The sequence below is a fragment of the Mesobacillus thioparans genome, assembly GCF_965138835.1.
GTDB lineage: Bacteria > Bacillota > Bacilli > Bacillales > Cytobacillaceae > Mesobacillus > Mesobacillus thioparans.
The window spans coordinates 1-15,731 of the sequence record NZ_CBCSFH010000014.1 but is presented as its reverse complement, the minus strand read 5'-3'; the positions used below and the strand labels follow the sequence as shown (position 1 = coordinate 15,731).

Here is a 15,731-nt window from a genome sequence, read left to right as displayed (position 1 = left end):
TGCTGCAAGCTCTTTTGATTCTACTTTTTAACTTTGTGCTGCAAGCTCCTCTGATTCTACTTTTGCCAGATGACCGCAGTCATTCAGGAACAGCACTGCTTTTTTCCCGTTTTCATTCACCTTCAGCAAATGAATTCCTGTGTCTCCTGTTGGGAAATAGATATCACCGGATACAGGCATGTTCAAAAATGCCCTGAGGAGATTGGAGATCATACCGCCATGCGAGACAATCGCGATTCGCTTTTTGCCTTCGCTCTCAGCAAGAATCCTGGAAAATACTGTCTCAGCCCTGAAACGGAATTGCAGTTTAGACTCTCCTTCCTCGATCGGAACATGCGGCTTTCTTCCACCCTCTGGTTCGGGGTAGCGCAGCTTGGCCTCGGCAAAGGGCAGCCCTGCCAAAACCCCATTATTGAACTCTCTTAATCCATCATCTTCAATCACCCTAACACTAGTTTCGGTGCTGAGGATTTCTGCAGTCTCCCTTGCTCGCTTCAATGTGCTCGACCAGATCACTTCCGGCATATATTTTTCCTTCACGACTTTAGCCATTTCCTTCGCCTGCCTGCGGCCATGATCCGTCAGCAGCAAATCGGCCCGGCCTTCATGCACCTGCAGAATATCCCCTTCCGACTCGCCATGCCTGATCAATAGAATTTCCATATACTCACCCTTTGTTAATCTTTTTACCTATCAATTCTCCGTAAGCCGCTGAATTCCTTTTTAGGTGAAAAATAAAAAAGACCCACATCAGATGCGAGTCTCATCAATCACTATTTTACCGGCCCAAGGCTTGACCTTCTGATCACCTGGTTGATCACTTCAGAGAACACAAGGCCAACTGCGATTGCTCCGGATATCATCGATGCTTTCGCAGCTAACGAAAGGGCTACAGCATAATCATTCTCCACAAAATTCCTCATCGCGTCATACGCCAGTCCGCCAGGGACAAGCGGAATAATCCCGGCAACACTAAAAATGATGATTGGTGTCCGGTAAGCCTTTGCGAAAAACTGGCTGACGACCGCTATTAAAAATGAGGCCAACAATGTTGCAAATACTGTCCCGATGCCATTTTTATCGAGGGAAAAATAAACAATCCAGCCGACCATTCCGGAAATTCCGCACTTGACCAGGGACTCCCTCGGTGCGTTAAAAATGATCCCGAACGCGGCGGAAGCAATAAAACTCGTAATAAGCTGTTCTACATAAACCATCGCTCTTTTCTCCAGTCTAAAAGAAAGATAAAATTGCCGCTATGCCTGAGCCAATCGCAAAAGCCGTCAACAGCGCTTCTGCTCCTTTTGACAATCCTGAAACCAAATGGCCGGCCATCAGGTCCCTGACCGCATTCGTGATCAGCAAGCCTGGCACAAGGGGCATCACTGATCCGATGATGATTTTATCAAGCTCCTGGCCGAGCCCGAATTTCACAAAGAATAAGGCAATCATCCCGATAATGAAAGACGACAGGAATTCAGCAAAGAATTTCACCGGTACAATCCTGTGGAAATAAACGACCAGGAAGAAACCGATCCCTCCTGCTGCCATTGAAGGCAGGAAATCGAGCCAGCTGCCAAGAAACATGATCGTGAAACAGCCGCTCGCAATCGCAGCCGCAATGATCTGAATCATGAACGAGTAGGTTAAATTGGCTTCCTCGATCTCACCTAGAAGCCTGCACGCTTCAGTGAGCCCTACCTCGCCGCTGCTGATTTTTCGGGAAACGGCGTTGACCATGGCCACTTTCCTGAGGTCCGTCGTCCTGTCTGAAATCCTTACAAGCTTCGTCCGCTCGGGACCGACACCTTCCACGGAAAAAATGATCCCTGTCGGCGTCACATAACTATGTGTCTTGTCGATGCCAAATGCAGACGCCATCCTCGACATTGTATCTTCAACGCGATACGTTTCCGCGCCGCTTCGGAGCATGATTTTCCCTGCCAGCAAACATGCCCGCATCACTTCAAATGTTTGATCCTGATTATCCATAATGATCCTCACATACCAATCCGTACGATGTAAATTTCTTTATCAGTTTAAATCAAAAGAGTACATGTTAGCAACCATAGAAAAAGCCAGCCATGATACGGCTGGCAAATGCATCAGGAAACAGCTTCCTTCGGCAGGCAAACTTCCTTTTTCGGTTTGCCTTTCACAATCGTAAGAATCAGGGCGAATACGATGAAACTACTTGAAATCTGGAACAAGGTTCCGAGATCAACATATTGCGCCAGAACCCCGAAAAACAATCCGCTCAAACCAATCCCAAGGTCAATGGATGAGAAGAACATCCCATTTGCCACTCCTCGACGGTTTGGCGGTGTCATCGATAACGTCCACGACTGCAGGGTTGGAATCAATGATCCGAATCCGATTCCAAACAGGACGCCGGCAATAGCGATCATCATATTCGAATGAGCAAATGAAAGCACCCACATGCCCGCAAACGTAATGCTGATCGTTAAAATAACAAGCCCGACAGGACCTTTTTGGTCAAACCATTTTCCGGCAACAGGACGTGACAGTGAAGCAAGAATCGCATTGCACAGATAGAATAAGAAGATTTGATCGATTCCGCGTTCCTCACCGAATATAACGATGAAGGTAACGATCGTCCCGTATCCGAGATTGATCAGCAAAGTCAGCATAGCCGGGAACCAGCCTGACTTTTCAATAAGCGAACCAAGATACGAGAATTTCAAATCTTCCTTGTTCGTCTTCATAACAAGTTCAGGTGTTTGATAATGAACGGTCCCGAGCAGCACAAGGGCAATGACACCAAGCGCACCAGAAACGTATACCAGGTTTTCAAATGACGTGACCTGAAATAAGAATATTCCCAGGCTCGGCGCAATGATCATCCCGATCGTAATGGACAGGCCGTAATACCCCATCCCTTCCCCAAGCCGGGAGTTCGGGATCACGTCAACCGCTGCCGTACCGTTGACAGTCGTCGACCATCCCCAGGCAAGCCCATGCAGCAGCCGGAAGGCCAGGAAAATGATTACCACCTGTGACAGCGGATATAGGAATGTGATGAGCAGCAGCATGACAGCACCAATCAAAACGAGCGGCCTTCTGTGTTTATATTCAAGCATGAATCCGATGAATGGCCTACTCAGTACGGCCCCAATTGAAAATAAGGCGGTAACCAGGCCGATCTCCGTCCCATTCGCTCCAATTGATTTTATATAAGGCGGCAATGTTGGTATGAGCATCTGGAAGGACATGAATACAAACAGGTTTCCGACCATCAGCTTTATGAATGAAGAGGTCCATAATGGCTCTTTTGCTTGTGACAAATTGTTTTCTCCCCTTTACTTGTATCTTCGAATGCAGGCAGGTTGACGGTTGAAATGAATCTGCCTTACAAAAAAATGCCTTAAACAAACAAAAAATCTTCTGCAAGAGAAGATTTTCAATGTATTTCGCATTTCTAAATAATAGCACATTGCACAGGATTAATAAAAGGGAATTTTTATCTACTGGAGATATTTCGGATTGTGTTTGCTATTCGGATGATTCAACTCTTGGAATATATCCGGCTGTGCTGGTTCCTGTTCGTTTTCCATCTTCATTACTATTGCCGGAAGATAATCATTCAGGATTTTCCTGAACTCACCGACCGTCAAGGGCTTCGCGTCATCTGTTAGCTCATACCCAAGCTGGCCATTCGGTTCAATGGTTGCATATTTCACATCTTCCATTTTTGTAATCCCTTTATTCCTCAATCTCATCTCCAGCTGATCGACAGTCAGCCGCATCTTCTTCATCGTTTTGATATTAAACTGGCCATTTTGGATAATGATTTTCGATTTTCCGGTTATGAATTTCTCAAAGGAATTGGACTTCATCTCTAGATATTCGATAATGATAATTGCCGCAACAAAGATGGCTGCACCAGCTATTGCCTTCCACATACTTTTCTCTGCAATCGGCTGAACGATGATGGTCCCAAGTGAGATCATCACGACCGTCTGTGCCAGTGTCATTTGCGAGATCGACTTTCTTCCCGCTATCCTCAACAATAAAATTCCCGAAAGGATCAAAAAAGCCGTTTTCCAAATAAATGTAAAGTCCATAAGCGCCTCCTAAAAATTTGCTAGCCTTATTTTTCACCATAATCGGTTATATTATGAGCAAAAATCAGCCCTGCAAAAATCATCGCGAATAAAAAAACAAAATGTTCTTAACGTGGAGTTTTACAAAACGATTCTCTTTAACCCACTTTTTTCTATTGTAATTATCCTTGACATACGTTAGCTTGATAATAAAACCTGAATTTTCTGAAAGGGGATGCTTTGGATGCTTGATTGCCATGATGAGGTTTTATTTTATACAAAACAGCTTGTGAACATCGGGAGCATTGTCAATACAAATGGAGAGAACGAAATTGCCCAGGCACTGTATACGATGATTTCATCGTTTCCTTATTTTATAGAGAACACAACCCACGTCATCAAACCGCAAACTCAAAATGATGTGCTTGAACGGTACAATGTTTTGGCTTTTGTAAAAGGAACAAAAGGCAACAGCAATCGGACCGTCATTCTGATGGGACATATGGATACAGTTGGGATTGATGATTTCACACAGCTTGCCGGCCTTGCGTTCAATCCTGATGAACTTCTTGTAGAGCTTAAAAAGGAAAAACTGCCTCCTCATGTGAAGGAGCAGGCTGAATCAGGGGACTGGATGTTTGGCCGCGGGGTGCTGGACATGAAAAGCGGAGTTGCCTCCAATCTTTATCTGCTGAAGTATTATTCCGAGCACCCGCATGAACTGGAGGGAAATCTCGTCTTTTTGGCAGAATGCGATGAAGAGGACAGCTCGTATGGCATCCTCTCCGGAGTCAAGGGTCTGAACGCCTGGAAGGAAGAGCATGGCTTTGAGTATATCGCCCTGATTAACAGTGATTTTGTCTCACCACGGTTCCCGGGTGACCGGAATCGCTATATTTATAAGGGAACTGTCGGGAAGCTGTTGCCTTCATTTTTTATAACGGGTGCCGAAACCCATGTTGGATCCGCGTTTGAAGGTCTGGATCCAAATCTGATTGCGGCTGAATTGACCAGGCAGATTGACTACAATCCTGACCTTTGCAACGAAGCTCTCGGCGAAACGACCATGCCCCCGGTCTCCCTGAAGCAGATGGATCTCAAGCCGAACTATACCGTTCAGACGGCGCTGGCCGCTTATGTATATTACAATTTCTTCATACACTCCTGGACACCAAAGGATGTTCTCGAAAAATTGAAGAAGCATGCCAGCATTGCTTTTGCCAATGGACTGAGGCTGTACGAGGAACGCTACAGGCAATTCTGTAAAATCAGCGGCGAGCCTTGCCGGGATCTTCAATGGCAGCCGAGGGTAATGACTTATGAAGAAATGGAAGCTGAACTGATCAAGGAGCACGGTTCGGATTACACGGCCCATATGGTCGACTTCAAGGAAAACCTGCTTTTGGATGCCACACTTGACCTGAGGATGTACGCTGCAAGAGTTGTTGAGGAAGCATGGAAGTGGATGCAAGATCAGAGTCCGGCGATCATCGTCTTCTACTCCTCTCTTTATTCGCCAAGAATCGAAGTGAATGGTGAGACCGAGGATGAACGGAATTTGATTGAAGCTCTCGAAGCGGCTGTTAAAAAAGTTCAGCCTGAATATGACGAATCCATTGTTGTCCGCAATTTCTTTCCTTATATATCCGATATGAGTTTTGTCGCCTTGAGCGATGATGATGAGGCCTTGGATTCTGCATCCCGAAATAACCCAAGCTGGGGAGCGAAGTTTTTTGTCGACTATCAGGAAATCCGGGAACTGAATGTCCCAGTTGTCAACATCGGTCCATACGGTCTGGATGCCCACAAACGCTATGAAAGGATGGAAATAGACTATACTGTCCGAATTGTACCGAATATCACTAACGAGGTCATCAAGAATCTATTAGCAAGATAATGACAGGTGCCTTGTCCTAAGGCACCTTTTTTGCGTGATCATTGCGGTACACCCCTTGTATTTCCGCCTTTTTCTTATTACTATATAGTTCAGTGGAAATATATTATAGTAATCATTAAAATAAACATAAGAGACTGATCAAAGGAAAGGCTGATTTCAATTGGAAGAAAACTCGAATTTTATAAAAACGATCATTAAGGAAGATTTGGAGAGTGGCAAGCGCGATAAAGTCGTGACCCGATTCCCTCCAGAACCGAACGGATACCTACATATCGGTCACGCAAAATCAATAGTCATCAACTTTGGGCTTGCTGATGAGTTCGGCGGCAAGACCAACCTTCGATTCGATGACACGAACCCGCTGAAGGAAGACCAGGAGTACGTCGATGCCATCAAGGAAGACGTCGAATGGCTTGGTTATGAATGGGAAGGTTTATTTTTCGCCTCAGATTATTTTGATGAAATGTATGACCGTGCTGTCCTGTTGATTAAAAAAGGCCTTGCGTATGTAGATGATTTGTCTGCAGATGAAATCCGGGAGTACCGCGGAACCTTGTCTGAGCCAGGTAAGGAAAGCCCATATCGCACTCGTTCCGTTGAAGAGAACCTTGAATTGTTCGAACGCATGAAAAATGGCGATTTTGCCAATGGCGAAAAGGTATTGCGCGCGAAGATTAATATGTCTTCACCTAACATCAATCTGCGTGACCCGGTCATCTACCGAATTTCGCATGCGACACACCATAATACTGGGGATAAGTGGTGCATCTATCCTATGTACGCTTTTGCCCATCCGATTGAGGATGCAATCGAAGGCGTTACCCACAGCTTGTGCACAACCGAGTTCGAAGACCAGCGTCCTCTTTATGACTGGGTTGTACGCGAAACCGAAATGGAAGCAACACCACAGCAAATCGAGTTTGGCCGCCTGAACCTGACAAACACAGTCATGAGCAAGCGCAAACTGAAGCAGCTTGTTGAAGAAAAGTATGTTGATGGCTGGGATGATCCTCGCCTGCCGACAATTTCTGGTTTGAGAAGACGAGGGTTCACTCCTGAAGCAATCCGTGAATTCGTAAAAGCTGCTGGTGTTTCAAAAGGTTACTCAACCGTTGATGCACAGATGCTTGAGCATTTTGTTCGTGAAGACCTTAAGTTGAAGGCTCCGCGTACGATGGGCGTGCTGCGTCCCTTGAAAGTTGTCATCACGAATTATCCTGAAGGCGAAGTTGAATGGCTCGATGCCGACATCAACCCAGAAAATCCGGAAATGGGCACGCGCAAGATTCCATTCTCGCGCGAGATTTATGTCGAGCAGGATGATTTCATGGAAAACCCACCGGCGAAGTACTTCCGTCTGTTCCCTGGCAATGAAGTCCGCTTGAAGCATGCTTATTTCATCAAATGCAATGACGTGATCAAGGATGAAAATGGCGAAGTCGTCGAGCTTCACTGCACATACGATCCTGAGACCAAGAGCGGATCAGGCTTCACCGGCCGGAAAGTAAAAGGAACACTGCACTGGGTAGACGCAACACACGCACTGCCTGCAGAATTCCGCCTGTATGAGCCGCTGATTCTTGATGATGAAGAAGAAAGTGAAGCTGAAGCCGAGAACAAATCCTTCCTGGATCAGGTGAATGAAAAATCCCTGGAAATCCTGAACGGATTTATCGAGCCAAACATGAAGGACACCCAGCCGCAGGACAAATTCCAGTTCTTCCGCCACGGCTACTTCAATGTCGATCCAAAGCACACAACAGAAGACAAGAAAGTCTTCAACCGGATCGTATCGCTTAAGAGCTCGTTTAAGCTTTAATATGTAGATGATTAGCCTCCCCGGGTGTGTGTTCGATTCAGGGGAGGTTTTTTTGAGGTTATATTTGGTGCAGGATGGCAGCGAGCTGGTATAGCGGTGGATTTTGCTCCGAGGATGTTAATGTAACTGTTTGATTTTGACAGCTTTCTCCTGTTTCCCTTTCAACCTGTCAAACTAACGGCGGTTTCTTGACAGCTTTCTCCTGCTTCCCTTCAAACCTGTCAGAATAACCGTTTTCCACTTCAGCCTTCAGATCTGATAGAAATGACAAGTTCTCTTTTTTAAAGGAAATCAGCTTTTTATCTAGAATTTAATTAAATTAACAAATTTTGCAGAGGTGTGGGAATTATGGAAATCCGAAGATTAAATGGCGAGGATGCGGAGAGTTATCGAGCCCTTCGTCATGAGGCATTGCTTATGAATCCTGAGGCGTTCAGCTCCAGTTATGAAGATGAGGAGGGTTACGAAGCGTCCCGTTACAGGGAAAGGCTTGATAATAAGTCCGTTTATACATTTGGCGCTTTTGACAAAGAGCAGCTGGTTGGGGTTGTCACGCTTGTTCCAGATGGAAAAGTCAAACTGAAGCACCGGGCGAGTATTTTTGCCATGTATGTTACCTCTTCACATCGCGGCAGAGGCATTGGCAGGGCGCTTGTAAAAGCAGCCATCCAAAAGGGTGCAGAATTAACCATCGTTGAACAAATTCACCTCACAGTGACCTCAAGCAACGAGCCGGCTAAGAAACTATATGCTTCTCTAGGTTTCAAAGTATATGGAGTCGAAAAGAACTCCATGAAGATTGATGGTATTTATTATGACGAAGATTTAATGATGCTATTTTTGTAAAGGGCCAATATTGGCCTTTTTTTATGTTTATTTTTTGCTGAAAAAGGAAGTAGGTAAAGGATGAGTTCTTTATTGAAAGGAGAATGCTCATGTTTTTAGATACTTACGTTAACCAGAAGGTTCAGGTCAAGCTGAAAAATTTCCCCGACAGCATGATTGGCGATATTACCGGAATCTATCAGCCAGATGAATGGTATCTCGTAAAACTGGTCCATACCGAAAATATGGGGATTTGGATCGAGAACCCATGCTATAAACGGACGCCAGTCCAAAAGGAAGATGGCACCGCTATTCCTGCCGAAGATCAGGTAGAAGAGACTTGCACCACCAACCTGTTCCTCCGCTGGGATTATATCGCTTCTGTCATCACTTTCCCTGACGCCAATCCGCAGGCTGATAAGAAAGCGAAGTTGATTGGATTTCAGCCGGATATTGATTAACAACGACTGCCCTCCCATTTGCGGGAGGGTTTTTATTTTACTTAATATAGATTTTTAAATATTTCGTATTCCTAAACTATTAGATTTATTTGTATAATAAAAATAAAAGATTCTTGGAGGTCTCCCTATGATAAAAGTTGGAATCATTGGCCTTGGTGCAATTGGCCAGCGTTTGATAAAGGGTTTTCAGGGCCACGCTGAAACTGAAATTGCAGCGGTGTGCGACACAATGGAAGAAAGGGCAAATGAGATGGCGGCGGAGTTGGGAGGGATTCCGGCATTCACGAACCATAAAGAGATGCTTGAAACTGCTAAACTGGATCTTGTGTACGTTGCGGTGCCGCCGAAGTTCCACCATGCTGTGGCGTCTGATGTCATCCAAAAAGGGATACATATTTTGTGTGAAAAACCGCTGGCCAATTCGGTTGAGGAAGCTGAGAGTCTATTAAAACAGGCGCAGGATGCGGGTATCGTCCATGCAATGAATTTTCCGCTGAATTATAGTGCCGGCAGCAGGAGTTTTGCAAAGTTAATCACGGAAAACTATGTTGGAAAACTGAGAAGGGTCCAACTGAAAATGCACTTCCCTGAATGGCCGCGTCCTTGGCAGCAGAATGCCTGGGTTGCAAGCAAGGATCAGGGGGGCTATGTGCTTGAGGTCGGCGTCCATTTTATCCAGCAAGTGCAGAAGATTTTTGGCAGAGTCACAGTGAAGAATGTGCAATTGCAATTTCCAGAAGACCCGCAGGCTAGCGAGATTGGTATTCTAGCTATGCTGGAATTAGCAGATGGAACTCCAGTATGGATTGACGGCATGAGCCAAATCGCCGGCAAGGAGGAAATTGCCTTTACCGCTTACGGCAGCGAAGGAACTTTATCATTGCTGAACTGGGGGCAGCTGCAAGGCGGCAAGCTTGGCGAAGAAATTCTGCCTTTGCAAGCTGATGATTTCCTGACAGATTCATTGATTGATCATCTTGTAAAAGCGGTAAAAGGCGATGAGGCAATAATCATTGATTTTGCTGCTGGATATGATGCCCAAGTCGTTTTGGAGCGGCTACGGAAAGGCTGAGAGCGCGATATATGCGCTCTCTTTTTATTTGCTTGTCAGCCAATCCTTAACCAATGCCTGGACAGCTTCGCGTTTTTCAATTTGCAGCATATGGCCTGCATGATTCAAAACTGCAAAAGTGGAATTCGGGAATTTCTCTAATAAAATCATATGATCTTTGTAACCGCAAATATAATCCTGCCTGCCCAAAATGAACAGGGCTGAATGGGCAAGAGTCTGCACATCATGAAAAGGTTCCTCGGTCAGGTAATAGCGTTTTGCTTTCCAATCTGAAGCAAGAAATTCACGATTTGCCAAAAGCCTGCCCGGCTGGATTTCCTTTAGGAAGGCTGTGAATGTCGCTTGATTCTGGTAAATGAACAGGGTTTCAAATGCTGTCCGGATGTCTGGATCAAGGTTCGCAAGCAGTTCTTCATCTTGCTCTAGAACTTGTCGCTGTGGAACGATCCTCTCTTTCATGTGCAATGCTGATGCCAATAGGCAAATTCCTTTCACCTGCACTCTTCTCTGATGGAAAATCCCTTGTGCCAAATATCCGCCGAAGGAAGCTCCAATCAAAGAAAATTCTTCTTGTCCGATAACTTCATCAATAAAGTCTAGCAAATTACCAAGCAGGTCATCTGTTGATTCAACACTCTCATCAACCATACTAAGCCCATGGGCTGGCAAATCAATATACACTCTTTGAAACCCTTCCACTCTATCGAATACAGGTTCCAGCCAGCCTTTCATAGAACGATGATCTGTCCCCATTGCATGAAGGATTAACAACGGGAACCCTTCCCCTAACACTTCAAAATGAATACTGCCCTTGCTTACTTTACATTCCACAGTCTTAACTCCTTTGATTTGCCAGCTTCACCCATTCCTTATCCCACTGAAACTCCGTCTTCCCACTGCCTGTTTCAGTAAAAATGCTCTCTGGATAAGGCAATGCCAATTCCGGCCTATTTTCCGGGCTGATGTAACGAAGTTCTGCTGTTTCACTGTCGGTTGGATTGAGGTCACCGCCTCTTACCTTGCAATCAAACACAAATACTACATACTCGACCTTGTGGCCATTGGGATATTGATAGCGAAATTCTTTTCCGCCAAAGACACCCAATAATTTTCCAGGGACAACATGGAGGCCTGTTTCTTCCCACACTTCACGGACAACGGCTTCAGCAGGTGCTTCGCCAGGTTCGATCGCTCCTGCCGGCAGGCTCCACTTTTCGCCATTGCCTTTATTCTGGAACAGAATCTCGCCAGACTCATTCCTGATGATCCCTGCTACGCTGGGCATGAAGATCAGCTCGCTTCCCACTTTCCTTCTAAGCTCCTGATAATACTTTGACATTCCCATTCATATCACCACCTGTATATCCATTCGCTGCTGCTCCAATTTTTTCCTTCTTTAGATATTAGCCTTGCACCCATGACTTTCACCTACATACTTTATAGAGAATTTACCATGAGTTTATAATAAGGAGTGTGCCCATATGAACCCTTATCAGTACTACAACCCCCAGTATTACGATCCGTATACACACTATGATTTTAATTATCAAGCACAGAATCAGAATGCCCATGACTTTGAACGGCAACCATTGCTTGAACGCCGAGTGAACCAGCTTGAACGTCAGCTTCAGGTTCAGAAGACAGAGCTTGACAGGCAAAATAAAGAAATTGGCCGCCAAAACAGGGAGATTGCCAGGCTCAATAAGGAAGTCACACGTATTAACAGCGAGATTGCCCGCTTGAATCAAAATGATGAACGCCATACCCGCCGTTTAAATCGCTTGAACCAGCGGCTTCGGGTGGTCGAAAACCGGTTGAATATACCCTTCCAGGCTTCTGATGGCGATTTTTAACAACAGGCAGCAAAGGACTGAAGCGAATTCGGTCCTTTGTATCTTTCTTCCATTTAATAGAAATGCTACTATGGAAATAATGTTCATTTAATTTGACAAAATTGTGCTACTATAGACAAGTAATCCTTTTTGAAATTACGTAAGTTTCTTCACTTACTTTAGGAGTCAGGATATGAAAAAAAAGCAATATTTACTTATCTTTTTCATTCTGAGCATTGTCTGGATTTTTGGGACGAACTATCTGCTGAGTTTATACGCACCTTCGCCCTTTGTCGAGGTGATCGAACATTCGAAGGAAGTCCTTTATGTTTTGCTGGCAGGGTGGCTTTTCTATTATTTCATCACGAAAATGGAAGAGCTGAATGTTGCAAAAGAAGAAGAGAAACGGCTTACCACACTGATCAATTCAATGGTCGATTTCGTCAACTTCAAGGATGGAGAAGGACGATGGATCCAGGCCAATGACTTTGGTTTGAAACTATTTGACATTGAGAACGTTGACTATAAAGGCAAAAAGGACTCGGAGCTCGCGGAGTATAGCAACTATTTCAGCGATGCCCTGAGATATTGCGAGATTTCCGATGAAGAAGCATGGAAAGCCGGCGGGATCATTCGTGTTGAAGAAGCCCTGGCGCAGCCAGATGGATCCGTCAAGACATTTGATACGATAAAGGTTCCCCTCTTCAATGAAGATGGCAGCCGTCAGGGACTCGTCATCATCGGCCGGGATATTACCGAACGGAAAAATGTCGAAACCCTTCTTGAAGAAAGCCGGCAGCAATACCGTTCCCTGTTTGAATACAGTCCGGATATTGTTTCGATGCTCGACTTAAATGGGACCATCACCAACCTGAATCCACAGTTTGAAAAAATAACTGGATTCAGCCGGGATGAATATATCGGAAAAAACCTTGCTGACTTGATTCCAGAAACCCATAGGCAGAAAGTTTTGGAAAAAGTGGCAAGCGTGGTGGAGAACCGCTGTCCGCAAATGTTCGAAGTGGAGTTGGTGAATACAAACGGCAAAGCGCTTATTTTCCAGAGCACCTCCCTTCCGATTATCGTGAACGAAAAAATTGCAGGCATCATCTGCAATTCCCGGGATGTGACAGAGCTCCGCGAGACAGAGGAGCGTCTGCGCCGGACGGATAAGCTGTCTGTCGTCGGCGAGTTATCCGCAAGCGTCGCACATGAAATCCGCAACCCGCTTACTTCGTTAAAAGGACTCGTCCAATTGCTTCAAATGGAGGATGAAAAGCACCAGCTTTACTATCGGATCATGATCGATGAGCTCAACCGGATCAATCATATTGTCAGTGAGCTGCTCCTTTTGGCCAAGCCACAGCAGATCAAATTCACGGAAGCAGACTTGCAGATGATTTTGCACGATGTGATTTCGCTGTTAAAAACTGAGGCAAGCCTCCATAATATCCAAATCGAGTTCCAGGTCAAAGACCATTCCGTCTTAATCGAATGTGAACCGAACCAGCTCAAGCAACTGTTCATCAATATTGTCAAAAATGCGATTGAGGCTTCTTCTTCAGGCGATTCAGTCCTTATCACAATGGAGAGTTTTGATAATAACGTCTCAATCAGGGTCAAGGACGAGGGTGTCGGAATCTCGAAAGAATTGCTGGAAAGAATCGGTGAGCCTTTTTATTCTTCCAAGGAAAAAGGAACTGGACTTGGAATGACTGTCAGCTTCAAAATCGTCCAATCCCATAATGGCACCATCAAGTTCAACAGCGAGCCTGAAAAAGGGACAGAGGTCATCGTCCAATTGCCAATCAAGCATGAAGACAAAATGAAGAACATTGAGAAAACAACCAAGTAAAAACGCGAAAGGACTTGTCCTCTCGCGTTTTTTTAATCTTCATCCTTAATGTCGATGTCATCAGGCACTGGTTCATTCATGATTTCCTCGACCAGCTTTTTGTATTTCTCAACTTGTTTCAAATGTGTATTGAATTGGTCTTTATAAATCAAATATTGCTCTCCATCATGGATGGCCCTGATTTTCCGCTGAAAGACCAGGTTCTCCACCTGTGCCTCTGGCATCGATAAATATTCTGCTGTTTCTTTTACTGTCAAGTACACCTATTTCAGTCCTTTTTTTCTTTTTTTACCGCGAGCTGATCGACAAGCTTCTCGGCTGTCTTCCTATAAAAATTGCTGATATTGATCAGCGAGGCTATCAATAATACCGTTTCGAGCTCCTCAGGTCCTTCTGCCTCTAGCGTTTTCACTTCTTGTTTTACGTCCTGTGCCGTTTTAAGGACATCCTCATTAAAAATCTCGATATTCTTTTCATGGAGCCTCAGGTAGCTTTGATAAAATTTGTTCAATTCAAATGGTCCGGACTCTGTCCTTTGATTGATGCCTTCGAGTGTCTGCTTGATATCCTGGATGGACAGGCCGCCTTTCAACTGGTATATCAAGCTGATCAGGATAAGATGCTCTTTTGAATATTTTTTATTTTTGACAGGAAAGAACAATTTCCCCTTGGCATAATTGTTGATCATCGTTTTCGTCAGGACTTTTTCATCTTCATTCCTTGTTGAGCTGCCGAAACTTTTTTCGAACAACTGGATGACTTGATCCATGTATAAATCGATTTCAGGGATCTCCTCAAGCGTGATATTATTTTCAAGATTAAGCTCCGCAAGCAGGCCGGCTAAATTATTCAATATGGATCCCTCATGTTTTTTTATTTTCATTATAATGCAAAAAAAGAAGACAGTAAACATTGACTACTTCACGTTATCATAATATTATATAAAGTAGTTATTAAAACTATATGAAGATATATGGAGGTTATAAGTTATGAATAGCTATATCCGAGAACCCATTAACGGCCTTACCCATCTGGCCGGTGCCTTACTTTCCTTCGCAGGACTGCTGGCGCTTGTCATCAAGGCTTCAATTACAAATGGTTCACCCCTTGCGATTACATCCGTGACGATTTTTGGACTCAGCATGATCCTGCTTTACACAGCATCGGCCACCTACCATATGGTCATCAGCAGGGATAGCATTATCGCTTTCCTTCGAAAAATTGACCATTCGATGATTTTTGTCCTGATCGCCGGAACTTATGCTCCTTTTTGCCTGATCAGTCTCAATGGCGCAGCAGGCTGGACGCTTTTCGGCATCATCTCTTTGGCAGCTGTATGCGGAATTCTTTTTAAAATGATCTGGTTCAGGAGTCCAAGATGGCTGTCGACCTCCATCTATATCATCATGGGCTGGATGGTGATATTCGTGGTGTCTCCTCTCTCCTCTATATTAAATCCCGGAGGAATTTTCTGGCTTGTTGCCGGTGGTATCCTCTACACAATCGGAGGCGTCATTTACGCATTAAAACCTGATTTTCTCCGCTCAAAGCATCTCGGCTTCCATGAAATATTCCATATCTTCATCATGCTCGGTAGCCTTGCCCATTTTTTCAGTGTCTATTTTTACGTCTTATAGAACAAAAAGCGCAAGAGCCTTGTTCAGCCCCGACAAGCGCTGGAGGGCCTGGCAGTGAAGTCGTTCTTTGACTTCATTGGCAGGACCGAAAACGAAAAGTATAGCCGACTGCCCAGAAACGCAGAAACTGGAGACTCCGACAAAGAAGCTCTATTTGCTTCTGCGGGCGGAGTTGAAGTTTCGGAGTTTCTAGGAGGCGACACTAGACAATTCGAAAAGCGGAGGCGACTGCCCAACTGCGACAAGCGCTGGAGGGCCTGGCAGTGAAG

General features: G+C 44.9%; 17 protein-coding genes. 8 read left to right on the top strand and 9 right to left on the bottom strand.

The genetic code is table 11. From position 1 onward, the window contains the following. Positions 1–27 precede the first annotated feature (27 nt). From ACNAZ4_RS19105 to ACNAZ4_RS19085, 5 genes are all read right to left on the bottom strand, one after another. Complete coding sequence (locus ACNAZ4_RS19105; RefSeq protein ID WP_415817087.1) at positions 28–663, bottom strand: histidine phosphatase family protein; 636 nt, start codon at positions 661–663, stop codon at positions 28–30. A 110-nt stretch (positions 664–773) separates the two neighbouring features. Next, complete coding sequence (locus tag ACNAZ4_RS19100) at positions 774–1,217, bottom strand: threonine/serine exporter family protein (protein WP_415817085.1); 444 nt, start codon at positions 1,215–1,217, stop codon at positions 774–776. A 16-nt stretch (positions 1,218–1,233) separates the two neighbouring features. Next, complete coding sequence (locus ACNAZ4_RS19095; RefSeq protein WP_415817083.1) at positions 1,234–1,992, bottom strand: threonine/serine exporter family protein; 759 nt, start codon at positions 1,990–1,992, stop codon at positions 1,234–1,236. 113 nt (positions 1,993–2,105) lie between these two features. Continuing rightward, positions 2,106–3,257, bottom strand: coding sequence for an MFS transporter (locus tag ACNAZ4_RS19090; RefSeq protein WP_415817258.1), 1,152 nt, complete (start codon positions 3,255–3,257; stop codon positions 2,106–2,108). A gap of 228 nt (positions 3,258–3,485) precedes the next feature. After that, on the bottom strand, positions 3,486–4,085 hold the full coding sequence (locus ACNAZ4_RS19085; protein ID WP_415817081.1) for a DUF421 domain-containing protein: 600 nt from the start codon (positions 4,083–4,085) through the stop codon (positions 3,486–3,488). Between the two features lie 223 nt (positions 4,086–4,308). Between ACNAZ4_RS19085 and ACNAZ4_RS19080 the strand changes: the two genes are divergently transcribed. From ACNAZ4_RS19080 to ACNAZ4_RS19060, 5 genes are all read left to right on the top strand, one after another. Further along, on the top strand, positions 4,309–5,961 hold the full coding sequence (locus ACNAZ4_RS19080; RefSeq protein ID WP_415817079.1) for a M20/M25/M40 family metallo-hydrolase: 1,653 nt from the start codon (positions 4,309–4,311) through the stop codon (positions 5,959–5,961). 160 nt (positions 5,962–6,121) lie between these two features. Beyond that, positions 6,122–7,780: a glutamine--tRNA ligase/YqeY domain fusion protein gene (locus ACNAZ4_RS19075; RefSeq protein WP_415817077.1), complete on the top strand. Its 1,659-nt coding sequence runs from the start codon at positions 6,122–6,124 to the stop codon at positions 7,778–7,780. 348 nt (positions 7,781–8,128) lie between these two features. Beyond that, the gene (locus ACNAZ4_RS19070; protein WP_415817075.1) at positions 8,129–8,626 is read left to right on the top strand and encodes a GNAT family N-acetyltransferase; all 498 of its coding nucleotides are present in this window, start codon (positions 8,129–8,131) and stop codon (positions 8,624–8,626) included. Positions 8,627–8,715: 89 nt separating this feature from the next. Then, a complete protein-coding gene (locus ACNAZ4_RS19065; protein WP_415817073.1) occupies positions 8,716–9,066 on the top strand; it encodes a hypothetical protein in 351 nt (116 codons plus the stop codon). A 127-nt stretch (positions 9,067–9,193) separates the two neighbouring features. Further along, complete coding sequence (locus ACNAZ4_RS19060) at positions 9,194–10,138, top strand: Gfo/Idh/MocA family protein (RefSeq protein ID WP_415817071.1); 945 nt, start codon at positions 9,194–9,196, stop codon at positions 10,136–10,138. 24 nt (positions 10,139–10,162) lie between these two features. Here ACNAZ4_RS19060 and ACNAZ4_RS19055 read toward each other — a convergent pair whose 3' ends face one another. Both ACNAZ4_RS19055 and ACNAZ4_RS19050 read right to left on the bottom strand, forming a co-directional pair. Next, positions 10,163–10,969, bottom strand: a complete 807-nt coding sequence (locus ACNAZ4_RS19055; RefSeq protein ID WP_415817069.1) for an alpha/beta fold hydrolase — start codon at positions 10,967–10,969, stop codon at positions 10,163–10,165. Between the two features lie 4 nt (positions 10,970–10,973). Beyond that, positions 10,974–11,483: an NUDIX hydrolase gene (locus ACNAZ4_RS19050; RefSeq protein ID WP_415817067.1), complete on the bottom strand. Its 510-nt coding sequence runs from the start codon at positions 11,481–11,483 to the stop codon at positions 10,974–10,976. Between the two features lie 136 nt (positions 11,484–11,619). Between ACNAZ4_RS19050 and ACNAZ4_RS19045 the strand changes: the two genes are divergently transcribed. Together ACNAZ4_RS19045 and ACNAZ4_RS19040 are read left to right on the top strand one after the other, a co-directional pair. Beyond that, the gene (locus ACNAZ4_RS19045; protein ID WP_415817065.1) at positions 11,620–11,991 is read left to right on the top strand and encodes a hypothetical protein; all 372 of its coding nucleotides are present in this window, start codon (positions 11,620–11,622) and stop codon (positions 11,989–11,991) included. A 172-nt stretch (positions 11,992–12,163) separates the two neighbouring features. Further along, positions 12,164–13,825 (top strand): PAS domain S-box protein, encoded by a 1,662-nt coding sequence (locus ACNAZ4_RS19040; RefSeq protein ID WP_415817063.1) that lies wholly within the window; start codon positions 12,164–12,166, stop codon positions 13,823–13,825. Between the two features lie 32 nt (positions 13,826–13,857). Here the strand turns inward: ACNAZ4_RS19040 and ACNAZ4_RS19035 are convergent, their stop codons facing one another. Next, complete coding sequence (locus tag ACNAZ4_RS19035; RefSeq protein WP_415817061.1) at positions 13,858–14,088, bottom strand: excisionase family DNA-binding protein; 231 nt, start codon at positions 14,086–14,088, stop codon at positions 13,858–13,860. A gap of 5 nt (positions 14,089–14,093) precedes the next feature. Next, positions 14,094–14,678, bottom strand: coding sequence for a DUF1836 domain-containing protein (locus ACNAZ4_RS19030; RefSeq protein WP_415817059.1), 585 nt, complete (start codon positions 14,676–14,678; stop codon positions 14,094–14,096). A 136-nt stretch (positions 14,679–14,814) separates the two neighbouring features. On the opposite strand from ACNAZ4_RS19030, the gene trhA reads away from it, so the two are divergent. After that, on the top strand, positions 14,815–15,462 hold the full coding sequence (gene trhA / locus ACNAZ4_RS19025; RefSeq protein WP_415817057.1) for a PAQR family membrane homeostasis protein TrhA: 648 nt from the start codon (positions 14,815–14,817) through the stop codon (positions 15,460–15,462). Positions 15,463–15,731 lie beyond the last annotated feature (269 nt).